The organism is Burkholderia sp. Ac-20345, from assembly GCF_017104825.1.
In the GTDB taxonomy this organism is placed as follows: Bacteria; Pseudomonadota; Gammaproteobacteria; order Burkholderiales; family Burkholderiaceae; genus Burkholderia; species Burkholderia lata_B.
The window spans coordinates 1-23849 of the sequence record NZ_JAAGPO010000055.1 but is presented as its reverse complement, the minus strand read 5'-3'; the positions used below and the strand labels follow the sequence as shown (position 1 = coordinate 23849).

General features: G+C 62.5%; 19 protein-coding genes. 9 read left to right on the top strand and 10 right to left on the bottom strand.

All coding sequences use genetic code 11. The features are described from left to right. From G3O06_RS20915 to tssH, 10 genes are all read right to left on the bottom strand, one after another. A complete protein-coding gene (locus G3O06_RS20915; RefSeq protein ID WP_205817370.1) occupies positions 1-252 on the bottom strand; it encodes a PAAR domain-containing protein in 252 nt (83 codons plus the stop codon). A 41-nt stretch (positions 253-293) separates the two neighbouring features. Next, on the bottom strand, positions 294-1559 hold the full coding sequence (icmH, locus tag G3O06_RS20910; RefSeq protein WP_205817369.1) for a type IVB secretion system protein IcmH/DotU: 1266 nt from the start codon (positions 1557-1559) through the stop codon (positions 294-296). 18 nt (positions 1560-1577) lie between these two features. Continuing rightward, on the bottom strand, positions 1578-5654 hold the full coding sequence (gene tssM / locus G3O06_RS20905) for a type VI secretion system membrane subunit TssM (RefSeq protein WP_205817368.1): 4077 nt from the start codon (positions 5652-5654) through the stop codon (positions 1578-1580). A 25-nt stretch (positions 5655-5679) separates the two neighbouring features. After that, a complete protein-coding gene (gene tssL, locus G3O06_RS20900) occupies positions 5680-6942 on the bottom strand; it encodes a type VI secretion system protein TssL, long form (protein WP_205817367.1) in 1263 nt (420 codons plus the stop codon). Positions 6943-6993: 51 nt separating this feature from the next. After that, positions 6994-8340, bottom strand: coding sequence for a type VI secretion system baseplate subunit TssK (gene tssK, locus G3O06_RS20895; protein ID WP_205817366.1), 1347 nt, complete (start codon positions 8338-8340; stop codon positions 6994-6996). Positions 8341-8371: 31 nt separating this feature from the next. Next, on the bottom strand, positions 8372-8875 hold the full coding sequence (gene tssJ, locus G3O06_RS20890; RefSeq protein WP_205817365.1) for a type VI secretion system lipoprotein TssJ: 504 nt from the start codon (positions 8873-8875) through the stop codon (positions 8372-8374). A gap of 80 nt (positions 8876-8955) precedes the next feature. Beyond that, positions 8956-9441 carry an Hcp family type VI secretion system effector gene (locus G3O06_RS20885; protein ID WP_205817364.1) on the bottom strand — a complete coding sequence of 162 codons (486 nt, stop codon included), beginning with the start codon at positions 9439-9441 and terminating at the stop codon, positions 8956-8958. 91 nt (positions 9442-9532) lie between these two features. Then, positions 9533-11026 carry a type VI secretion system contractile sheath large subunit gene (gene tssC, locus G3O06_RS20880; RefSeq protein WP_205817363.1) on the bottom strand — a complete coding sequence of 498 codons (1494 nt, stop codon included), beginning with the start codon at positions 11024-11026 and terminating at the stop codon, positions 9533-9535. Between the two features lie 27 nt (positions 11027-11053). Then, positions 11054-11593, bottom strand: coding sequence for a type VI secretion system contractile sheath small subunit (gene tssB / locus G3O06_RS20875; RefSeq protein ID WP_205817362.1), 540 nt, complete (start codon positions 11591-11593; stop codon positions 11054-11056). A 36-nt stretch (positions 11594-11629) separates the two neighbouring features. Then, a complete protein-coding gene (gene tssH / locus G3O06_RS20870; protein ID WP_205817361.1) occupies positions 11630-14311 on the bottom strand; it encodes a type VI secretion system ATPase TssH in 2682 nt (893 codons plus the stop codon). A gap of 548 nt (positions 14312-14859) precedes the next feature. Between tssH and G3O06_RS20865 the strand changes: the two genes are divergently transcribed. From G3O06_RS20865 to G3O06_RS20825, 9 genes are all read left to right on the top strand, one after another. Continuing rightward, on the top strand, positions 14860-15522 hold the full coding sequence (locus G3O06_RS20865; RefSeq protein ID WP_205817360.1) for a TagK domain-containing protein: 663 nt from the start codon (positions 14860-14862) through the stop codon (positions 15520-15522). After that, entirely contained in the window at positions 15519-16370 is an 852-nt protein-coding gene (locus tag G3O06_RS20860) for a type VI secretion system accessory protein TagJ (RefSeq protein WP_205817359.1), read from the top strand. The genes G3O06_RS20865 and G3O06_RS20860 overlap by 4 nt, the downstream gene beginning before the upstream one ends. After that, positions 16363-16920, top strand: coding sequence for a type VI secretion system baseplate subunit TssE (tssE, locus tag G3O06_RS20855; protein WP_205817358.1), 558 nt, complete (start codon positions 16363-16365; stop codon positions 16918-16920). The genes G3O06_RS20860 and tssE overlap by 8 nt, the downstream gene beginning before the upstream one ends. Positions 16921-16958: 38 nt before the next feature. Then, positions 16959-18848 (top strand): type VI secretion system baseplate subunit TssF, encoded by a 1890-nt coding sequence (gene tssF, locus G3O06_RS20850; RefSeq protein ID WP_205817357.1) that lies wholly within the window; start codon positions 16959-16961, stop codon positions 18846-18848. Continuing rightward, complete coding sequence (gene tssG, locus G3O06_RS20845) at positions 18848-19915, top strand: type VI secretion system baseplate subunit TssG (RefSeq protein WP_205817356.1); 1068 nt, start codon at positions 18848-18850, stop codon at positions 19913-19915. Before tssF ends, tssG begins: the two co-directional genes overlap by 1 nt. A 2-nt stretch (positions 19916-19917) precedes the next feature. Then, positions 19918-21039 carry a type VI secretion system protein TssA gene (gene tssA / locus G3O06_RS20840; RefSeq protein WP_205817355.1) on the top strand — a complete coding sequence of 374 codons (1122 nt, stop codon included), beginning with the start codon at positions 19918-19920 and terminating at the stop codon, positions 21037-21039. Positions 21040-21374: 335 nt separating this feature from the next. Then, on the top strand, positions 21375-21668 hold the full coding sequence (locus G3O06_RS20835; RefSeq protein WP_205817392.1) for an H-NS histone family protein: 294 nt from the start codon (positions 21375-21377) through the stop codon (positions 21666-21668). A 183-nt stretch (positions 21669-21851) separates the two neighbouring features. Next, entirely contained in the window at positions 21852-22592 is a 741-nt protein-coding gene (locus G3O06_RS20830; protein WP_205817354.1) for a hypothetical protein, read from the top strand. Between the two features lie 920 nt (positions 22593-23512). After that, complete coding sequence (locus G3O06_RS20825; protein WP_205817393.1) at positions 23513-23716, top strand: hypothetical protein; 204 nt, start codon at positions 23513-23515, stop codon at positions 23714-23716. The last annotated feature ends 133 nt before the right edge of the window (positions 23717-23849 follow it).

The window sequence follows — 23849 nt, the reverse complement described above, 5'->3', positions numbered from 1 at the left end:
TCACGAACCGATCACGGTCGCGCCGCAACCAGTCTTGTCGCCGACGTAGCCGACCCGTCGGCCTCGGTGTGTACGGGGACCGCTCGCCAGCAGCGGGAAAATCCCGCCGCACTTCGGACACATCACCCCGTGCTGATCCAGCGCCACGGAGATGCCCAAGTGCTTCAACTCGTCAGTCGCTTCGACGACCTTGCCGCCGTGGTCGGTCATATCGCCCAATCGCACCATGCTTCGCCCTTGCGCATCCTGCATATCCAGCTCCGTTTCGTGAATGGGGGATTCGATTACGTGCATTAATTCGACACGGTCACTTCGACGCGACGGTTTCTGGTCCGCCCTTGCGTCGAAGCGTTATCTGCGAGCGGATCGGCATCGCTCTGACCGGTCACGCTGATGCGCTCGCGCGCCACGCCGGCCGACGCGAGGATCTGCGCGACCTGCTGCGCGCGTGCTTCTGAAAGCGCTCGATTGGAGCCCTGCTGGGCGCGACTCGCCGGCAGGTTGTCGGTGTATCCGGTAACGAGTACGTGGGTCGTGGCCGATGAACTCGCGATAGCCCGTCCGACCGCTGCCATCATCGACGCCCACCACGGTGCGACGGTCACGTCACCCGACGCGTACATGCCATTGAACCGGAGCGTCACGGCGTCTGCCGGTGTGTCTCTGATCAGCTCCACATTGCCCGCAGCGATCTCATCGCGCAGTTGCTTGCCCAACACGTCCCACAATCGATCGATCGGCGACGCTGGTTGAGTGGACTGGTTCGCATGAGCAATCGCCTTGAGCGCGACATAGGCTCCTGCCACCACCAGCAGAGCAGCCACTGCCCCGACGACAAACCACCGGCGTGAGTTACGCCGGCGCTCTGGACGTACCCACGGATCGACCAAGCGTGGCCCCGATGCGGGTGCCCCACCCACACGATCGCGCCGGGAATGTTGGGTTACCGCAGTTTCGGCACCGTCAACAGGATGCCCGCCCTGTTCGCCGGCCATCACGACGCCGTGGAGGCGTTCGCGAATATTGCCCAGCCGTGCCGCCCCATCACGCTCGAAGCGGTACCGGCCGCGAAAGCCAAGGTCCAGGACGTTCTGGAACAGCTCGAGCAAATCGCGATGACCACGTGGATCGGCCAGCACTTCGTCGATCGCCTGGAAAACACGATCGCCGCCTTGCCGATCATGGCCGATTGCGACCGCCAGGCTGCTCGCCTGCCACTCGGTGCCCGTACTCTCGCCTCGGCCCCACTGAGTCTGCATCGCGGCCTCATCGAGCGCGGCACTCAGGCAATAGGTCGCCCGCGAGACGTCGTCCTGCGTCAGCTGAAGATCGCGACACATCCGCAGAAACATCCGCAATTCCTGCTCGAGCCATTTGCGTCGCTGCAAAACGGCGTCCGGTTCCAGCGCCGCAGGCGTATCCGCCAGTGCAAGCAGCAAAACGCGAGCGGATTCGAGCAACGGGTTGACCGATAGCACTGCCGCCTTGAGTCGCGCGCTGAGCGGGGGAGACGCAAATATTCCGGGATCGTTTCGCGAATCGACTGTCGAATTCGTCACCGTGCTTATCCCTCCCCCTTATTGGGCGACATTCGCCGGGCTGGCCGGCGTCATGCCGCGCGGCAACCCGGGAGGCGGGCCGCTATCCGACAGGTTGAACACCGGCATTGAGCTCGGGCAGCGGAAAGTCTTCAGCACATCACTCGTCAGCGGGTTCGCCACGCTGCCGGCACTTGCAATGTCGAGCACCGCTTTACGTCCATCGAAATCAAAAGCGACGCGGGTGCGGCCAGGCGTGGCGGTTTCAATGACCTGCCCCTTCTGGAGCAAACGCATCAGTGCCCATGGCCCATCGGCCGTGATGGTCGATGTGTCCGGCCGGATGCGGGGATTAGCAGTGATTTCCGTATGGACGCCACCGCGCGGGCCGGGCCACGTCACCGCGAACGGTGCCACCGGGCCATGCTGATAGAGCGAGGTCTGACCGTCGATGTCGAGCGACAAACCGGTGATCGTCGGATCGAGTTCGGGAATCCGGATGTCTGCCTTCCACGTCAGCTGCTTGTGGCCGGGATCGTTGAAAAAGACATCGCGGATTGCCTTCGCGTGCTCGAATGGCTCCAGGTCCGGCCCCTGCACGGGCTCCGTCGCGCCCGCCAGCGTCTTGTAACGCCATGGCTTCGCCGAGGTATCGACGAACGGCGCCAGTGTCTTCGCGAAGAAGTCGTCGATCACGCCACCTTGCGCGAACACGCGGGTGAAGTCGTCAATACTGACGTCTCGCTTGCTGTCAGGAGCGAACGGATAGTTGCCTTCGATCGAGAGGCGGCACGTGTCACCGACGACCGCCTGCATCTGGCGCGACAGCAACTGGCCAATCCCCTGATTGACCTCGTGCGAGCCGTCCGCGGCGAGCTGCAGCAGCACCGCCCGGAAAGGCGCCGGCATCGTGTTGGCCGTCATCTTGAGCTTCGCGGCCGTGTCGCTCGCCGGCGGCATGCTGTTGTTCGACAGTGCGTTGTCGGAGACCGTCAGCGCCGTGTAGTAGTCGTTCAGCAGATTCGTCACGCCGTCGAGCCCGGTCTTGCCGACCTGCGCGGCGGCCGCCTGCGTCCCCGCCTGACCATCGGCGTTCCCGGTCACCACCTCGCGCAACGCGGCAAAATGGTTGTCGACCACTTCACGCTCAACACGCTCGGACGCGCGGATGCCAAGCGCCTTGTCGGCCTTCTGGTTCAGCTGGTCGGCCGCCTTCTGCAAAAACGATCCGTCCGCCCCTGTCGCCGGAGCCGTGAGCGTCGTCTCATGCACGGCCGCGCGAGCGAGTCGGCCGAGCGGCGAGTCGGGTGCCGCGAAGCTGCGCAGCACCTGAAGATTGAATGCGAGACTCGTGCCGCTTACCGTCCGGATATCGTTGAGAAACGCATCCCACTGCTGCGCATACTCCATCAGATACTGGCGGCGAACGGCGTCCGTCAGTGCATCATCCGCGCCGGTCACCGAGCTCACGATCTCAGCCGTTTTTTTTTGAGCATCGCCCAGGTACGAGCGACCCATCACCCAAGCGTCATCGTCGCGCGCGATCTGGACGAACTCAGGGAGGCGTTTGTCGAACAGGTTCCGATAGCCGTCAAACGTGAAAAGACCTGGCACACCGCGCGAGAGCGGCTGCCCGCTCGCCCGCGTGAACACGGTACCGGCCTGCGGCCCGACTGCGCGTAGCAGCGTGAACTCGTCCGGGGACTCTTTCAGCATTGCGGCCTTCGCGCGCTGGTACAGGCGATCGGTCGCATTGCTGCCGTCGAGAAACGCCCGCGCCTGCTGGATCAGCGCATCATTGCGGATAAGCGGCGACTTCACGACACGCTCGCCCGAGAAGAGTTGCTGCACGTGATCGATCATCGACGCACGTCCGCCGAAGATTGCCGCGCTGTCGTTCTTCGCCCAGTCGTCGAGGACCCACGTCTTCACATCACCGGCGTTGAACTTCGCCTTGTCATAAAGCATCAGGTAGACGCGCAGCGCATCGTAAGCGGCCTTCGGATCCTTGCTGGCAATCGCTCCGGACATCACGTCTTCCATCCGGCGCACGATTTGCGGCACCAGCAGGTTGTCCTCCAGCGCGTCGTAGGTGCGACCGCTCTCCGTCACGATGTTCGGCGGCGTATAGAGCCCGTAGCGCCACGCACTGCTCGGATCGGACAGGTCCAGATTCGGAAACGTCGGCAAATAGCGCGATTCGGTCAGCGTATCGGGCACGGCCTCCGGCTTGGGCTCCTTGTAGAGCTGGGTCACCCGAGCCGCCAATGCCTGGACCTTGCGGCCAATAACGTCAAGGTAGTCGCTGTTGTTGCCAAAGCTGACGCGCAATCCGAGCGCAAGCCAGACAAACAGCAGCAACGCGAGCGCATGGCCGATCAGGCGCAGCAAACGATAGCGGTATTCCCAACGCAGGTTGGGACTGACCAGATGCGCTTCCGGAAACACGACGCGAGTCAGCACGTCGTGCAGGAAGAAGCTTCGATTGCCCTCCTGCAAGCCGAAGCCCGACCCGTGCCCTTGCTTCGGTGCCAGACGCTGCACGACCGTGTCGCGTTCGGCGACGACTGCATTTCCGCCTTGCTGCGCGCTGGTGAAATAGACGCCCCGCAACGTCGAGTGCAGCTGGGTATCGTCGTAGCGCGAATCGAGAAACACACGGTCGATCAGGTCGACGAGCGGCCCGATCAGTGCGGCGAACTCCTCCGGTAACGCGGCGAGTTGCCGACGTTTGTGGGTTTCGTCCTCATCCTGCAGGCGCGTGTGAATCATGCCGGACAGGCGCTCGGCCAGTTGCGTCAGTTCATGGCGGCAACGCGCCCGCAAGCCTTCTTTGGCGACCGTTTCCTTGCCGTACGGCAAGGTGAAGCCCCACGCTTGCGCACGACTCTCCGCTGTCAGCCCGACAAAATACTCGGCAAATCCCGTCAGCCGGTCCATTTTCGTGACAAGCACGTAGACCGGGAAGCGGATGCCGAGCTCATTGCGAAGTTCGCCCAGTCGCGCGCGCAGCGCCGACGCCTCGGCAAGGCGCTTCTGCTCATCGGCGCCGACCAGCGAGTCCAGATCGACAGACAGCAGCGCGCCGTTGATCGGGGCCCGCGGTCGGTGGCGGCGCAGCATGCCGAGGAAACCCAGCCATTCCGCGCGATCGAGCGCCTCGTGTTGCTCGCGTGAATCGGCGTGAAGCGGAACGATGTTCGCGCTCGACTTGGTGACAGCCGCCGCTTGCGAATCACCAGAAGCATCGTTCTTCCGGTCCTCGCCCGCTCCAGCTGCTTTCTCGTCGCCGGACGCGGCAGTTGCCGACCGGTCAGCGGGTGCCGGTGCAGGCGTCACTTCCCCCTCGGCCACGGTCGAGGTGCCATGACGCGTGTAATAGCCGGCCGTGTCGATCAGCACCGCTTCGTTCGTCAACCACCAATCCACGGCCGCCGCATCACCCGATGACGTCCCGGCCGCGCGCTGCATTTGCTCCGCGATCGGAAACGCGAGGCCACCGTTGAGCAGCGCGCTCGTCTTGCCCGTCCCTCGGGAACCGAGCGTGATGTACCACGGCAGTTCATACAGGTACCGCTTGCCCTGGAACAGCTTGCCCGGCCCCCGCGCGCCCGTACGCATCGACTTCAGTCGCGCCAGCGCGCTCGAGACAATGGCTTCGACCTTTTTCAGGCGCGGTGCAGCGGGCGACTCTTCCTTCTTATCGCCGAAGCGAAGCATTTTCTTCAGAAATGCCTCGTCCTCGCGCATCTTCTGCCACAGCCGGAACATCCAGAACAGGGCGAAGACCACGACGACCAGCGCAATAGCGCCAAGCCGGGCCGACACGGGTTCAAAAGGCGACGTATGGCCGAACGACAGCAAGGGCGCCGCATACCAGATCAGCAGACACACCAGCGCAACAAACACGATGCTCGTCGACCAGTTCGCGAGCCAGAGCAGCATCCCGACGAGCACCAGCGCAATCAGCAGCACGCGCATGCCAGCGCCGGCCAGCGGCTTGAGGCCACCGAACGCGAAGAACGGTCCGACGAACCAGATCACCAGCGCAACGACGATCAGCGCGAGAAACGCGAGAAACTGGCGCGATGCGAGAAACGACAAAAACTTCTTCATGGTCTATTCCGAGTACCGGTCTGGCCTATTGCGCGACGACAATCTCAACGCGCCGGTTCTGCGCACGTCCCTGGGCGGTACTGTTGTCGCCAATCGGATCGGCGTCGCCCTTGCCGACCGCTTCGAGACGGTTCGCCGGGACGCCGGCGGTCTGCAGCATCTGCATGAGCTGCGTCGCTCGCTCCTCCGACAGCGCCTCGTTCGAGGGGAACTGCCGACTGCGGATCGGCAGGTTGTCCGTGTAGCCCAGGACGGTGACCTTGCCCGGCACCTTGACGATCTCACCCGCAATCTTCGCGATCAGCGGCGCCATGGCACTCTTGATCGTGACGCCGCCCGGCGGGAACATCGCGTCGCCCCGGAACGTCACGGCGCTGTGTCGTGCGTCCTCGTCGACGCTGACCGTGCCCGCTGCGATCTCGTCTTTCAGTAACTGCTTCAAATGCAATTGCGGCGGCGCAGGCGGCGGGGTCATCCGGCCGATGTCGGCGATCTGCTTTTCCACGATCGCGCTGCGACTCATCAGTTCGTACTTGAACCAGCCGAAGATCCCCAGCAAAAGCACCGACAGGAATGTCGCCGTGATCCAGACCGGAAAGTCATAGAACGACGCCCGCTTGCTCTTCACATCCGACTGCCAGTGCGGCGACAGTGCGGTGGGCGCGATCCCGCGCTGCGACGTGATCTCGCTGTAGATCCGTTGGCGAATTGCATCGTGCTTTCGCTTGCCGGTGGTCTCGTGTCGAAAGCGCCCTTCGAATCCCAGGCTGAGGATCTCGTAGATGACTTCCAACAGATCCCGGTGCTCGTCCGGTTCGGCAAGCAGTCGACTAATCAGCAGATAGACCTTCTCGCCCCCCTGCCGATCCTCGTGGAAAGTCGTGGCCAGCCCCGTGCTGATCCATTCGATCCCGGACGACTCCCCTTTTCCCCACGCGGTCTGCGTCGCGGCCTCGTCGAGTGCCGTACACAGGCAGTAGCGCGCGCCGATCGTGTGGTCGCGGCGAATATTGGCCTGCTCGCACAGCTTCTGGAATGTGCGAACCTCCTGCTCGAGAAGGTCGCGAAGCGCGAAGGTCTCCTCGGGAGCGAGATGGTCCGGCATGTCCGCGAGCGCACGCAAGAGCGGTCGCGCGGCTTCCCGCAGCGGGTTCGATGCCTGCTCGACAGCGATGAGCCGATCCTTAAACGGAACGGCGGAAGCCCCAAACGACGGGGATGACGGCCGCGAGGACGCCGGCGAGGTCCGTTCCTCGGTCACATCGGTACCGGTAGATGAGTTGCTCATGGTGAGACGTAGCTGATCGCGATTCGTGAATTCAAGGCTGCCGTTGCGTGCTTACGCGCGTACGCCCCACAGTTCGAGTTTGATCGACGGGAAGTCGCCTGCGACGTGCAGCGCGAGACCACCGTGGCGAACGACCTCGTCCCAAAGCGGCCCGCCCTGGGTCAGCTCGTAGTAGATGTATCCCGCGTTGAACGGAATCTGCCGCGGCGGCACCGGCAGCGCCTGCAAGCCAATGCCCGGCAGGTGACTGCGCACGAGGCTCGGCAGTTTGTCGGATGGGCCAGCCTTCGCTTGCGCAAGGAATTGCTGCTGCAGTACGTCCGGCGGCATGGCAGCGTGGACGGCGAGCACGACAGCCGTGAATCCCTGCATGTCGACCGGATCGACCACGGCGTTACGCATGCCATGGCCGCGGTCTTCGAGTTCAATGCTTTGCGCGCTACGCACGAGCACGGCGTTCAGCAACCGGTGCGTGTCGTCGACAACGGGCTTCAGGCACAGGTGCGGCGTCGTGTGCTGATAGGGCGGATGTGTTTCGAGGGGCCGACGCGTATCCGTACGCAGGTGCGTCGACAACTCGCCGGCCATGCTGATCAGCAATGTATAGGCGTCCGCCGGCGACGTCGTCGGCACACGCAACATATGCTGGAGCAGCGGCTCATACCGGTTCAGGATTTGCAGCAGCAGGTAATCCGTGACCGTCGCAGCACTGGCCGTGGTGTCGTCGGTGCCCGCCAGCCGTTGCGCGAGCGCATTTGCGCGCAGGCGCGCCAGATCGTGAATCTTCGTGACCCAGCTTGTGAGCAGGCCGCTCGCGCCATACCCCGAAACCGGGGGCACCAGCGTATCGTCGAGTTCGATGCTGCCGTCCGCGCGAATCGTCTTCACGCGCGTGAACGCAAGCCCGATCCAGGCGTCGCCAAGCTCCTTCTCAGGCATCAGGCGCAGCCGCAGGTTCGACAGTTGCACCGGCTCGGGTGCCAGGCCGATCGAATTGGTATCGCGCAGCTCGGTATCAAACACGAGATAGCGCGCCAGCGAATCCGGCGTGTTCTCGAACGTCGTCTCTTCGCAGTTCGGCAGTCGGACCGGCACCGCCAGATAGATCACCTGATCGAGGTGCTCCGGCCGGATCGTCAACGGCGGCGGTAGCGGCGTGTTGCCCGGTGCATCGAACGGCGAACCATCGGCAAACACGCCGGCGGCCGATTTGACGATCACCTTGCCCAGCGCCAGCGATTCCAGATCGAGCGCATAGTGCGAAAAGCCAAAGAAGAACGGCGAGAGCGGCGCCGCACGCATATGTGCGTACTTCTCGAAGTAGCGATCCTGTTGCTGGAACAGTTGCGGGCGAAAAAACAGCCCCTCCTGCCAGGCGACCTTGGCATACCAGCTCATGCGTTTCGTCCGTTTCGTTGAGCGACGTGGTTCATTTCTTGGCTTCCTCGATCTTGATGGCCTTGGCCTCGAGATCGACAGTCAGTTTCAGCTTCGGCGTGGAGATGCGATACCACGCCTTGTCGGGTGACACAGGCATCGTGTAGACCGTGCGCCAGACGGAATTTGGTAGGTCGCGATACGCAGCGATCACACCAATGGCGGTCGTATCCGCCCCAGGGCGCCGCACAATCGTCTGGTGGTCGCCGGGACGCAACTGCAACTCGTCGCGCTTGACGACGTCGTCGGCCAGCACGGTTTTGTCCTGGGTCTGCAGCGTGAAGAAATCCGCCGCCTTGAACGCGTTGTCGTTCTTCAGCTCGTAGAGGCGTACGACGATCGGCGCTGCCCGACCACGCTCGTCCGGATTGACATCGGACTCGGCGTTAACGGTCAATTCAAGCCGAATCGGCTCCTTGGGCTTGGGCTCGCCACTCGCACAAGCCGAGAGAATCGTTACGCCGGCGAGCGTGGTGGCTATCAGGATCGAACGCATGCAGATTTCACCTTGGGATACGGAGGCAGACGCTGCGCGTACGGCAAGGCAACCATGCCGACGCACAGCGCAACGCCGGCTTACGCTTCCTTGTTGCCCTTGATGTCGAAGCTGGCCGTGACGGCACCACCGCTGCCGCCCTGCGCGTTCTGGACGACGTACTCCTGCTTCACCTTCGCGAACGACAGCGACACCGTCTCGCGGCTCTTCTCCGCATCGGTCTTGCTGCCCGACGGCTTCACGCGCGTGACGATCACATCGCTCATCGTGACCTTCAGGTATTCGAGCGGGTTGCCGCCCGCCTTGCGCATCACGAGCGTTGCCTGGTCGATGTGCTTGCCCGTCAGCGCGTACTTCATCAGGTTCGGGCTCGCGCGATCGATGTTGTGTTCGAACGTCAAATCCTTGACCGTCGCCTTGCCAGCACCGCCGCCGCTGCCGGCGTGCATCGACGATTCCTGGATGATTTCCCAGTCCCAGTTCAGGACTTCGATTTCATCCTTGTGCTTGTCGTCGAGCGATTCGCCGTTGATGCCGTCGATCTTCAGGAAAATATCTTGTGCCATACCTAGTACTCCTTTTCTTCAATGAATAAAAAGAGGCCGCGCACCACGAGAGTGATGGCTTAACGCGCGACCGAACGGACCGGAACTACTCTCAAGCTGCTTCTTTGATGGAAGGAAGCTTGGTAACAAGCCGCAGCGAGACCGTCAGCCCTTCGAGCTGGAAGTGCGGGCGCAGGAAGAATTTCGCCTGGTAGTAGCCCGGATTGCCCTCGACGTCCTCGACGAGCACTTCGGCGGCCGCCAGCGGCCGGCGCGCTTTGGTGTCCTGCGACGAGTTCGCCGGATCCGCATCGACGTAGTGCATGACCCATTCGTTGAGCCAGCGCTGCATGTCCTCGCGCTCCTTGAACGCACCGATCTTGTCGCGCACGATGCACTTCAGGTAGTGCGCAAAGCGCGAGCACGCGAACAGATACGGCAGACGAGCAGACAGGTTTGCGTTGGCGGTCGCGTCCGGATCGTGATATTCGGCCGGCTTTTGCAGCGACTGCGCGCCGATGAAGGTCGCGTGGTCGGTGTTCTTGCGATGGACGAGCGGAATGAAGCCGTTCTTCGACAGTTCGGCCTCACGGCGGTCCGAGATGGCAATCTCGGTCGGGCACTTCATGTCAACGCCACCGTCGTCGGTCGGGAACGTGTGGCACGGGAGGTTCTCGACCGTGCCGCCGGACTCGACACCGCGGATCAACGAGCACCAGCCATACTGCTTGAACGAACGGTTGATGTTGACGCCCATCGCGTATGCCGCGTTCGCCCAGCCATAGCGGCTATGGTCCGAACCGTTGGTGTCTTCTTCGAAGTCGAACTCGTCGACCGGATTGGTCTTGGCGCCATACGGCAGACGCGCGAGGAAGCGCGGCATCGCGAGACCGACGTAACGCGCGTCCTCGGTGTTGCGCAGCGAATTCCACGCCGCGTATTCGAGGTTCTGCGTGAAAATCTTCGTCAGATCGCGCGGATTGGCAAGCTCCTGCCACGATTCCATCTGGAGCACGGACGGAGCCGCACCCGTGATGAACGGCGTATGCGACGCCGCGGCGACCTTCGCGATCGACGCCAGCAGGTCGACGTCAGGCGGCGTGTGGTCGAAATAGTAGTCGGCCACCATGCAACCGTACGGCTCGCCGCCGAGCTGGCCATACTCCTGCTCGTAGATCTGCTTGAAGAGCGGGCTTTGATCCCATGCCAGTCCCTTGTATCGGCGCATCGTGCGGTGCAGCTCGGTCTTCGAAACGTCCAGGACACGGATCTTGAGATGCTCGTCGGTTTCCGTGTTCGAGACGAGATGGCTCAGACCGCGCCAGGCCGACTCCAGTGCCTGATAGTCGTCGTGATGCAGGATGAGGTTGATCTGCTCGGAGAGCTTGTGGTCGATCTGCGCGATGATTGCCGCGATGCTTTTGTAGGCGTCGTCGCTGATCGTCGTCGATTGCGCGAGTGCCTGTTCGGCCAGCGTCTGGACTGCGAATTCGACGGCCTCACGTGCTTGCTCGGTCTTCGGCCGAAATTCCTTTTCGAGCAATTGCGTAAAATCGGATTGGGTGGCAGTCTGCGCTTGGACGGCCTGTGCTTGCTGTTTCGCCATGATGGTCTTCCTCGATCAGTTCGTCGGTCAGTTCGCTTCGCTCGCCTCAGCTGCGTCACCATCGTGGCGCTCGGGCTTCGGTGCCGCGGCGAGCGACTTCAGCAGCGCCGGGTCCTGCAGCAGCTGCGTGACGAGGGCTTCGGCGCCCGACTTGCCATCCATGTACGTCTGCAGGTTGGCCAGTTGCGTGCGTGCCTCGAGCAGCTTGCGCAGCGGTTCGACCTTGCGTGCGATCGCGGCTGGCGAAAAGTCCTCCATGCTCTCGAAGGTCATGTCGACCATCATCTGACCTTCGCCCGTCAGGGTGTTCGGCACCGCAAATGCGACGCGCGGCCGAATCGCCTTCATGCGTTCATCAAAATTGTCAATATCGATTTCCAAGAATCGACGATCCGTCACCGCAGGAAGCGGCTCGACCGGATGCTTGCCCGACAGGTCGGACAGCACGCCCATCACGAACGGCAGTTCGACCTTCTTCTCGGAGCCATAGACCTCGACGTCGTACTCGATTTGCACACGCGGCGCACGATTGCGCGCGATGAATTTCTGCGAACTGCTAGCGGACATGAACAGTCTCCAAACGGGGGTAGAGAGTCTCCAAGCTCAGCACTGCGACTCGGCGACATGAAACGGCATCGCCTCGAACGCGAGTGCTTGTGCAGGCGGGACGGAGGAATCGGAAACGGTGATGGCGATATGCGACAACGTGGCCTTCGAAGTGAAGGCGTCGAGCCAAAGCGCCGACAGGCGCGGCAGGACGTGTTGCTCAATAAAACCGATGAGCACACGCGCGCCGGTTTCCTGTACGAGACAACGGCCGACGATGTAATCGACCACCGCATCGTCGAAAGTAAGCGTGATGTCGTGGCTATCGGCCATGCGCTTCACGACGCGCCCCAGATGCAAGCGGACGATGCGTGCCAGCCCTTCGTCAGCGAGAGGCCGGTACGGCACCACCGCCACCCGGCCGAGAAAGGCAGCCGGAAAGGCCTTGAGCAGTTCGGGGGTAAGCGCCTCGCGCAAACCATCCATGTCAGGTGCAAGTTCCGGATCGGCGCACAAGCTTGCCGTCAGGTCGGAGCCGACATTGCTGGTCAGCAGGATGGTCGTATTGCGGAAATCGATATGGCGGCCGTCGCCGTCCTCCATGTAGCCCTTATCGAACACCTGGAAGAACATCTCGTGCACGTCGCGATGGGCCTTCTCGACCTCATCGAGCAGGACCACCGAGTACGGACGCCGGCGTACAGCCTCGGTCAGCACGCCGCCCTCTCCGTAACCGACGTATCCGGGCGGAGCGCCCTTCAGGCCCGAGACGGTGTGGGCTTCCTGATACTCGCTCATGTTGATCGTGATCAGGTTTTGCTCGCCACCGTACAGTGCCTCGGCCAGTGCGAGCGCAGTCTCGGTCTTGCCGACACCCGACGGTCCTGCGAGCAGGAACACACCGAGCGGTTTTTTCGGGTCGGTCAAGCCAGCACGCGCGGTCTGCACGCGCTCCCCGATCATGCGCAACGCATCGGTCTGACCGATCACGCGGGCTTCCAGCGTTTCGGGTAGTCGGCGCACCGCGGCGACCTCGTCGGTCACCATGCGACCAACCGGGACGCCGGTCCAGTCCGACACGATCTCCGCCACGATCGCCTCATCGACCTCCGGAAACACGAGCGGCGCATCCCCTTGCAGGGCGGTCAGCGCGTGCTCGAGTTCGCGCAGCATCGCGATCGGCGGTCGCTCAGCTTCGACCTCGCCGTTCGCCGCTTCACGCGCGGCGAGCAACGCCTGCGCGGCCGCCACTTGCTCGCGCCAACGCGTCTCGACTCCGCCTTCCTCCGACGCCAGTACATCGATGCGGGCGCGCACGTTGGACAACGCCTTGTCCGCCTCCAGACCGATACGGGCCTCCTGCACGAGTAGCGCCTCTTCGGTACGCGCGGCCGCGAGGCGTTGACGAACGTCGTCGAGTTCGCGCGGGGTCGCGTGCTGCGACAGCGCCACCCGGGCGCACGCGGTATCGAGCAGGCTGATAGCCTTGTCCGGCAACTGTCGCGCCGGAATGTAGCGATGCGAGAGCGTCACCGCGCCACGGATTGCCTCGTCGCGCACCACGACACCGTGATGCTGCGAAAACGTTTGCACGAGCCCCCGGACCATATCGACGGCCGCAGCCTCGGACGGCTCCGCGACCTGCAGCACCTGAAAGCGCCGGGTCAGTGCGGGGTCCTTCTCGATGTGTCGCTTGTACTCGGCCCAAGTGGTCGCCCCGATCGTGCGGATCGTTCCGCGAGCCAACGCCGGCTTCAGCAGGTTCGCGGCGTCACCCGTGCCAGCCTGACCACCGGCACCGATCAGGGTGTGGATCTCGTCGATGAACAGGACCACCGGCACCGGCGACTTGGCGGCCGCTTCGAGCAGCCCCTTCAGGCGAGCCTCGAATTCGCCCTTCATGCTCGCGCCGGCGAGCAACGCTCCTACGTCGAGGCTGAGCAGGCGCACATCGGCTAGGTTCGGCGGCACGTTGCCCGATGCGATCGCGCGCGCGAGCCCCTCCACGACGGCGGTCTTGCCGACGCCGGCTTCGCCGGTCAGCAGCGGATTGTTCTGCCGGCGGCGCAGCAGCACGTCGATCATCGTCCGGATTTCGAGTTCCCGGCCGATGACCGGGTCGATTTCACCAGCCTGGGCACGTGCGGTCAGATCCGTGCAGTACTGCTCGAGCGAACCGCTCTTTTGCGGACCGGACATTGCACCGGACGCCTCGCCCGGTGTAGCAGGCGATAACTCGCTGTGGTCGTAGGAGGCATCGGCCGCTTCAGGTGACCCAGCAATCCAGCCCGGCAACACGTCACCCAGGCCGTCGACTGGAATCTTGCCGAAGGTCGGGGAAATGGAAAGCAACACACGCCGCAGGTCGGGCGTCGATACGAGCGCAGCAATCAGCCATGCGCCACGTACGCGGTGCTCCCCGTGCTCAAGCGTGGCGAGGACCCAAGCACGTTCAATCGCCGACTCGATATGCCAGGAGAAATCGCTGATCGAGCTTGCTCCGGCCGGCAACGCAGCCAGCGCTCGCACGAAATCCCGCTCGAGCGCATCCCGATCGATGCCGGCATGGCGCACGATCCGCTGAAGGTCGCCGTCCGGTTGCTGCTGCAACTGGTGCAGCCAGTGGACGAGCTCAACGAACGGGTTTCCGCGCAGCTTGCAGAAGTTCGTTGCAGATTCGATGCCTCGGTAAAGCTGGACCCCGAGCTTCCCGAATAGCGTTTGGCGTGAAATTGTCATGATGGTCTTTGTAATTGGCTACGATGCCCCGAGCACCCTGTCAGACCTATCAGGACTACTACACAGCCACCTTACCTGATGGAACCGAAAACACTCGATATATCGCACTCTCACCGATACGAGTCAAACGGCCACATCGAGTCGGTGGCGAATTATCAGCATGAAACGGAAGTGCCGTCAACGCATTCCCCATGTCAATAACAGCAAGAACGAATCGAAGTCAATACCCGCGCCTCCCCTCTCCGCGAGCGACAATCCTCGCGCCGCCCCACTCTACCTCGATGCCACCAAGACAAATTCGAGATAATCTAAGTCATTGTTCTTCCGCAACAAAATTAGGACACAACCGTTAAATCCTCTATCACAATCATCACAATCCATTGATTTTCCTCAGATTTGCATTTTGCGATTTAACATTTTTGACATTTATCGTCCGATCTCAAAAACATTTTAGACCCTCCTTGAAATGTCGATTAACGCCGCCGTGATGGACGAGTCGCCAGCACTCGTGTTTAAAATGCGATCTTCATTGTCAGCGGACACCTTAGATGCGCTCCCTTCGCCTACCGTGGCGCCGTCAACCGGACCTCTCGCACGCCGAGCCCGTGCTTGGCAAAGGACATGCGTGGCGCGCGCCTGACGCGGCGGAGTCCGACCTTGCAGCGGATGAGAGCGGCGGAGATCTGGCCGCCAACGACGACGTCCTTGACCGCCTCGGCATCGGCGTCATGGACAGCGCCGCGGCGCATGCGCGCGCATCCTCTCACTCACAGACAGCCAACACTGACAGTCCGGACGGTCTCGTGGACGCGTTGCACGCGCAATATTGGCGTGCGCTGACCGACCCGCATGCGACGGTTACCGCAGAGTGGGCACCGCTGGTGGACGAACCCGCAGCGCATGGCGCTGCTCCGGACTCGCCCGATGCCCTGCATGCGTACGGTGACCATGAACGCGCCGGATCCATCGAAGCGCTGCTGTTTGGCGATCACACGCTCGCGGATGTGTTCGAGCGACTGGATGGCCACACCGAGACTGCGCTCGACGTGGAGCCCGTTCCGGAAATCTTGCGACTGTTTGCCCCACCCGAATTTCAAGCCGCGGCAGCACGACGGGGGCCGGCACTACCGCCGGCGCTCACTCGGCGCGAACACCACGCATTGACCGTGGACAGCCCGCTCTCCGCCCCCTCCAGCAAGGAAAGAGGATGACCCGCCTCACCGCCGCCGATACACCGCACACCCATCGCGTGAGTGAAACGCCTCTGAGCGAACAGATCGAACGCGTCTCGGCACGCCTGCGTGCTCAGCCAACCACCGCGTCCCATCGCTGGGCGCTGTTTCAGCTGATGTGCGTCACCGGTGAATGGACGCGGGCAATCCAGCAATTGCAGACGTGGGCGAAGCTCGAACCGGGCCAGGCGTCAACGGCCCAGGTATACCGCGACCTGATTCGCGCTGAACGCTGGCGACAGCAGGTGGTCGACGGACGTGAACGTCCGGGCTTTGTGCTGGAACCGTCGGCATGGATCGAAGGCCTTCTCGACGCACTGCAATTGGCTGCAGGCGATCGGATTGAGCAAGCCGACGACGCGCGCGAGGCGGCACTCGAGGCCGCGCCAAGCATTGCTGCCCGGATCCCTCAAGGAATGGCCACCTGGATCGTGGATAGCGATTCGCGCTTCGGACCGGTGTGCGAGGTCATTACGGCCAGGCACTACCGATGGGTGCCGTTCGCCGATCTGGCTGCCTGGCGCGTGTCGCCACCGACCAAGCTGGTCGATCTGATTTGGGCGCCGTGTACGTTCACGCTGATTGACGGCTCAATCGTCCACGGCTTCATGCCTGCCCGCTATCCGGGTTCGGAAGCCAGCGATGACACCATGCGCCTCGGACGCGAAACCGTCTGGCAGGAAAGTGGCCGGACCGGCGTCATCGCGCTCGGGCAAAAGACTTGGGCGACAGACCAGGGCGACTTCGGCCTGTTCGAACTGGCGAACACGGAGTTCGGCTCACCTGTTCGCGACGGCGCCGCCCAGGGAGAGCACGTCGATGACTGAGCGCAAACGACCTTTGCCTTCGGATGGGCTCGCGGTTCGTACGCCTCGCCGGGCCAATGCACACCTGATGCCGACCTTGCTCGACCGGCTTCGCGATGACGCACCGCATCGGCAAACTGAAGCGCCCGAGGAATATACGGTCACGCGCAAACAAATGCGGGACATCGTGCAGCGCGACCTCGCTTATCTGCTCAACACGACGAGCATCGAGGATCAGATTGATCGCAGGCGTCATCCGCATGCGGCAGCCTCAACCGTGAATTTCGGCGTGCCGCCGCTCGCGGGTGCTTTCATCGCATCGCGCCAGTGGAACGACGTCGAACGGATGATCCGGCAGGCCATCACGGATTTCGAACCGCGTTTGATTGCAGACTCCCTGGTGGTCTCACCTCGTCCACGCAATGACGGCACGGGCGATCATCACAACGTCCTCGCGTTTGAAGTTCGCGGACTAATTCACATGGATCCGTATCCGCTCGAATTCATGGTGCAGAGCTCGCTGGATCTCGAAACAAGCGAAATTCGAATCACCGGCATGCGCACCAGCTAAGCCCGGCGCGGCACCACGACAACAACGAGACCACACCGATGGACCCGCGACTGCTCGACTACTACAACCAAGAACTCATCTACATGCGCGAGCTGGCTGCTGAGTTCGCGCATGCCCACCCGAAGATCGCACGGCGCCTCGGCATGCAAGCGGGTGAAGTGGCCGATCCCTACGTCGAGCGACTGATCGAGTCGTTCAGCTTCATGGCTGCACGCACGCAACTCAAGCTCGACGCAGAGTTTCCGCGCTTTACCGAACGGCTACTGGAAGTCATCTACCCGAACTACGTCGCACCCACGCCGTCGATTGCAGTCGCCCGGATGTACCCTGGGAGAACGGAAGGGAACCTCGCCAACGGGTATCGTATTCCACGCGGCACCGCGTTCACCGCGCGCATTCCCGACGGGGAGCGCACGGCGTGTCAGTTCACGAGCGGGCAGGATGTGACGCTGTGGCCGCTCACGATCACCGAAGCGCGCCTGACCGGTATCCCCCCAGACATTCCGGGACTTGCGCGATACGTCCCACCGGAAACCCAAGTACGCGGCGCCTTACGGTTGCGCCTGGCGACGACGGGTGACATGCGCATCGCGGATCTGAAGGGACTAGACCGTCTCCCCGTTTATCTGGCCGGTGACGAGCAGGTCGCCTCTCACCTGTTCGAGCTACTGCATGTTGGCGCAATCGCCTCCGTTATCGGGACGCCCGGCGAGTTTGCCGTACCAGGCCGTGCGCCCACCGCTGTCACCGAAAACGCCGTCGGGTATGAGGGTCTGCGCACCGATCAGAACCTGTTGCCGCTGACCTGGACGAAATTCCACGGGCACAATTTGCTGCACGAGTACTTCGCGTGCCCTGCGCGATTCTGGTTCTTCGCGTTGAACGGCCTGGCCGAAGGCTTCTCGAGAGTCGAAGGCCGCGAAGTCGAGATCGTCGTGCTGCTTGATCGTGCACCGGCCGAGCTCGCCAACCTCGTCGACGCGTCGCGCTTCGCACTGTTCTGCACGCCGGTCATCAATTTGTTCAGCAAGCACACCGACCGGATCGAGATCTCGCCGCGCGATACCGAGTTTCATCTGGTGCCGGCACGGCTCGCGCCGCTTGATTACGAGGTGTTCTCAGTGGAAACCGTCTACGGCCGCGTGGCCGCGACGTCGTCGGAACTCGAATTCCGCCCGCTCTACCAGACGCTGAACAACGATGAGGGCAACCACGGCCGCTACTTCTCGACACGGCGCGAGCGACGGCTCGTGTCCGATTCGGCGCGACGGTATGGCACGCGCACGCCCTATGTCGGCACGGAGGTGTTTCTCTCGCTGGTCGATCAGAACGAGGCGCCCTACAACGAGAACATCCGCTTCTTGTCAGTCGACGCGCTGCTGACCAACCGAGATCTCGCCACGCTCGTGCCGCGCGATGGCTTGCATGACCTGGAGACCGCCGAATCCGCTCCGGTGGAGAGCATTGGTCTGATCCGTGCCCCGAGTCCGCCGCTGCCGCCGTACGCTGAGCGCGAGATGGCGTGGCGCCTGATCCGTCAGCTCAATTTCAACTACCTGCCACTGGACGATCTCGATCACCGTGAAGGCGGTCAGGGCCTGCGTGATCTGCTTCGCCTCTATCTGACGGATGGCGACTCCGGACAAGGCCGGCAGGTGGAAAGCCTCGTTGGCGTGAAAACGCGGCCCGTGACCCGCAAGCTGCCGGGAACGGGCCCCATGACGTTTGGCCGCGGCATAGAGTGCGCGCTGACGGTCGACGAGACCGGCTTCTCGGGGGTGAGCCCCTATCTCTTTGGGGTCATTCTTGAGCACTGGCTTGCACGGCATGTCTCGATCAACAGTTTTACCCAAACCGAGTTGCATTCGATGCAGCGCGGCCGCATTGCGCGCTGGCCCGTGCGCACCGGCACGCGCGGAGTGCTGTGATGAAGCGCGCGACGCTACCCGCGTTGCTGCGAGACAGCACGCTGTCGCCCGAGCTGCTCGAGCGCCTGCAGGCCGAACCGTGGCGCTTCGGATTCCTGTCGCTCTTGCGACGCATCGGCGCGAACCCAGCGATCGATCCGATCGGTACCGCACGGCGGCCGCGCGCCGAGCCGTTCCGCCTCGGCCAGCAGCCTAGTCTTGCTTTTGCCCCGCGTGAAGTTGCAAGTGCTCAAGAGGCCGCGGGCCGCCTGAAGGTCCGCCTGTTCGGCCTGGGGATGCTCGGCCCCAATGGCCCGCTACCGATCCACGTCACCGAGATCGCGAAGGATCGCGAGGACAGCCGGCGGGACATGACAACGGTCGACTTTTTCGACATCTTCCATCACCGCTTCTTCACCCTCTTCTATCGCGCATGGGCCTCCGCACAATCGACGGCCGGCCTCGACCGAGCGAGCGACGAGCGGTTCTCGTTTTACATTGCAAGCCTCACCGGACAGGACGTGGCCGAGTGCAGTCAACGCCCCCTACCGTCACACGCGCGGCTAGCCGCGTCGCCGCACCTCGTGCGGGAGTCGCGCAACCCGGACGGCTTGCGCGCCACGCTCGAACGCTACTTCAGCGTGCCGGTCGCGATTGAAGAGAACGTATTTCACTGGATTGAAATCGATCCGGCCGACCGCGGCCGCATGGGACGCCCCGGCGCGGCGGCGACGATGGGACAGGGCGCGATGCTCGGCCGCGTCGCACCGGATCGCCAGCATCGGTTTCGGATCGTCATCGGGCCGGTCGATCTCGACGCGTATCTGCGTTTTACGCCGCAGGGAGAAGATCTGCCACGGCTCGTCGAATGGGTACGGGCGTTCGTCGGCTACGAGCTCGAATGGGAACTTGAACTACGCATCAAACCCGAAAGCGCGCCCGCAGCCGTGATGGGCGGTCAGCAACGCATGGGCTGGTCCGGATGGCTCGGACGGCCAGATCCGCACAAACCGATCACCGGCATGCGCTTCGAGCCGGAGCGATATGTCCGCCAATTCGAGCGCCGTGCCACTGATTCCCGAGAATGACCATGAGCAAGAAGCGAGCACCCATACCCAGCAAAGCCGGACACGTATCTGTCACGGGTTCCAACCACTTCGATTGGCTCACCCCCGTGAGCGATGGTGCGCCATGCGGCCCGGATCTTGAATACGATCACGATTTCGTCGTCCTGTTCACGAGCGCGGTGCCCAAACAGGATGTGCAATACGGTAACTTCGTCGGCGCTGCCGACCCGCTGAACTGGAGCGAGATCGAACGGGATTGCCGACGATTGATGCTACGCACGAAGGACATGCGGGTCGCGGTCCTCAACACGCGTTGCCGCACGCGTCTGGGCGGTGCCGAGGGGCTCGCAGAGGGCACAAGGCTGCTTGCGACCTGGCTGCAGTCGTTTCCGGACAATATCCATCCCCAAGCGGGGGCTGACGGTGAAGATCGCGACACCGCGCTCGATATGCGAATGAACGCATTGCAGGGGCTGGCGGACCCCGATGGATTGCTGTCCGATGTGCGGGAAATCGTGCTGATGAAGTCGACCGCTACTCGGCTGCAGGTGCGGGATGTCGAGCGCGCGTTCGCGCATCCACGCCCAGCCGACGCGATCGCGCCCGACTCAGTCGTGCAGCAACTGCAGGATCTCCGTCGGCAACAGCCGGCGACCATGACGGGCTTCGACGAAGCGATCTCGAATCTCGCCGCGATCAACATGTGGTGTGGCGCCCATCTTGGATCGTACCTGCCCGACTTCTCTCCCCTCACGCGCGTCCTTCAGTTGCTGCAGCGAGGGGTATCGCACGTGGAATCCGCGACAGACGAGATTGCGCCCATCAACGCCTCGGAACCCGATGGGAACGTGCCAGACAGCGCGCTCAGCGTGGAACATGCGTCAGCCTCCGACTTCACCGAACCCGCACACTCGTCCGCTCTGCCGAGCGTCGCGCTAAGTGCGAGCGGCGCCCCCGCCGGCCGACAGGCCGCGCTGAGCTTGATCTGCTCAGCACGTGACTGGTTCGAAACGCACGAGCCCAGCAGTCCGATTCCCGTGTTGCTCCGGCGCGCGGAGCAGTTTGTCGGCAAGCGCTATGCCGACGTCGTCAAGGCGATTCCCGCGGACCTGCTGGCGCAATGGGAACAAGAGGACAGCGTGTGAGCGCGACGAATGGACGAGGTGCGAACTGGATGACCAAGCCCGAGATCAACGAAATGCGAGTCTCGGGCGGTGTCGGAGACCTGAAGGGAATTACACGGGACCGACCACTGTCGCCGCGTGAGCAGCCGCAGCGTCGCCCACGGTCGCGCCCACGATTGCTCGCGCTCGCCATAGCGATCGCTGTCTCGGCCCTGCTGACATGGGTATGCCTTGATGACATTCTCATTTACAAAAAGCCCGTCGCGGTTGCCCGTTAGTACACGGACGCCTCGCCAAGAATTCCCGACATGAGCAATGCCGTCTCATTTAGCTCGGAATCACGACTCCACCAGACTATGCCCACGTTAAGAGAACTTCTTCATCAGCTTGCGGACCTGGACGCGCAAATCGCCGACGCCAGGTCCAATGAGCTTGCCGCTGTCATCGTGAACATCAAGCGCGCGATTGCCGAAAACGGTCTGACGCCCGATGATATTTTCGATATCCCACGTCCACAGAAGCGCACCAAGCCGCCGGCGAAGTACCGCGATCCGGAGACCGGTGCAACGTGGAGTGGCCGTGGACGGGAGCCGGCATGGATTGCTGGCCAGAACCGCACCCGCTTTTTGAATTCAACTGTCGGCGGATGATTTCTGCTGCCTCATCGAATCAGCCGACCCAACGTTCGCAGTTGCCCGTCGCAAACAAGCAACGACTGACCAAATTTGCCGCTGGCGGATCTGTCATGCGATTGAAGCCGCGATGAGTACGTGGCCTTGTATAGACAAAATTGCGACGAAACTCAGCTTCTTAAGCGCTCAAGGAGGGCATGTATGGCGGTCCGGCATGAGGAAGAAAAGGAACGAGGGTCGGCACCGCCGATTGCGCTGGGATATCTGCAGAAGGCATGGGAATGGCAATGGGCATTGCGTCTCACGTACTTGCTCCTGTACGCCGACCTAGCCTTGCTATTGAGTGATCGTCATGGCCTGCTGCACGCTGCGATTAAGGGTGACTGGCTGCCGCAAAGCATCGTGTTTCTTTGTCTTACCATCACCGCGTTTGGACTGATCGCTTCGATGGTCATTCCCGCGTTAGCCGATTTCGTGCGCAGCATTGTTATCGAAATCGCATACGGGATTCCATCGCGGTGGACTGCGATATTCCATCACGAACCCCGTTGGAGTCGGCCCATCGGATGCGTGACACCTCACGAGATACACAATCTTGCTTTGGAGGAGAAGGACGAGTTTCTGCTTCGGCTGTATGAAAGATACGATCGCGGCGAATCACTATCGCGCGAGCAGCGCAAACAGGCAGGGGGCCTGATTTTCGGCGTCGTATTGCTGACAGTCGCAGATGGGGCGGTATTCGTTGGCGGCATCGAGGACGAATCGATTGTCCACGCGTTGTTGAATGCGTGCTTTCCATGGGGCATCCTGTTCGGCATAGCCATGGCATTTGCAGGACTATGGGCTCTCAAATGGGCGTGGCTGGAGAGTTACCAGCCGAATTGGATCTACTACCCGCCGCTGTACCGTGTCATTCAGGCAGCCGAGGACAAAAGGCGATGAGTAATGGCCTCAACGAGACAGGGGCTGGACACGTGAGCACTCCGCAGGCGTAGAAGCGGTAAGTTCGATTTGTCGGATACGGGCCACGCTGCAATCGCGCCACATCCGGGGTGTCACGCGACGGACGTGAATTTTCGGGGCCTTACGACGTAGCCTGGCCTCCTCCGGCGAAATATAGATCGGCACCATGTCGAGCAACGCGCGGCCGGCCGTACATCGCTCGACGTCGAGCACGATGTCCGTCGCCAGCATCTGCGTACTGGTCGTGTGCCGGAATGCGTGGGGCGAGGTGCTGGCCAGCGTGCGACGTGCAGCTGCGGTCAGATCCGACATCGCGTCGAGCAGCTGCGCGGTCGCCCACTGCGTGAGCCCGCATGCACCGCGCAGGAAGTAGCCGCCCGCTGCCGTGCCGGCGGTCTCTTCGCCGATGCCGACGGGCTCACCGAATTTCTCGCGCCCGCGGCACCGGTGAGATGACCTGCGGCAAGCCGGGCGGCACGGTCGCGGCAACGGCGTCGAGATCCCGCACGCGATCGCATGGGCATGTGTCGACCTCGCGAAGGACAACGCCGCATCTCGACCGCAAGCAAGGTTCATGACTGGCGATCCCGCAATCTTGTCGTGCGGCCGGGCTCGGCGAGCTGCCGTGGACGCGCGGAACTCTACTCGAGGGCTGATGACGAGTTTATTCCGGACGCATGCGAAGTGACGACATTATTTCGGCGAGAATGTGGATAAAGATGTGAACTCAAGTGTCGATCGCCTTGTGCGACGAGCACCTCGAGTTGGCATCTCTGCCTTGCTCAACGGGTGAAGGACGGCTGGACAACGTTCACCCGCGATAGCGTCGAAGTGTGAGCTGCAGCGCTCGCTTCGCCGCTGCGCACTTTGACGTTCAATCGGCTTAGGAGAGTTCACCGATGAGTCAGCTTGTTCAAATTGCCCCGGGCGTCGTGTTCTCGTCCGATGTGCTTGGCGTCGCCTGGATGCGCAAGCATCATGCGGACTACGGGAACGCCGAGCGAAGCGGAAATGCGCACCCCGATGGGCAGCGGAACAGGACCCCAACGGAGAAGGACGACGCCATTCCCGAAGGCCAGTCGAACCAATTGTTGTTGCTGTAGATCACCTGTATTAGCCGGGACTCGATCTGACAGGTAGTCGGACCGACAAAGAACGAGTCATCAATGGGGGATGAGTTTCTCCTTGGCGAGTTCGAGCGAATCGAGGAAAGTGCGCATCGGCGTCTTGCCGTAA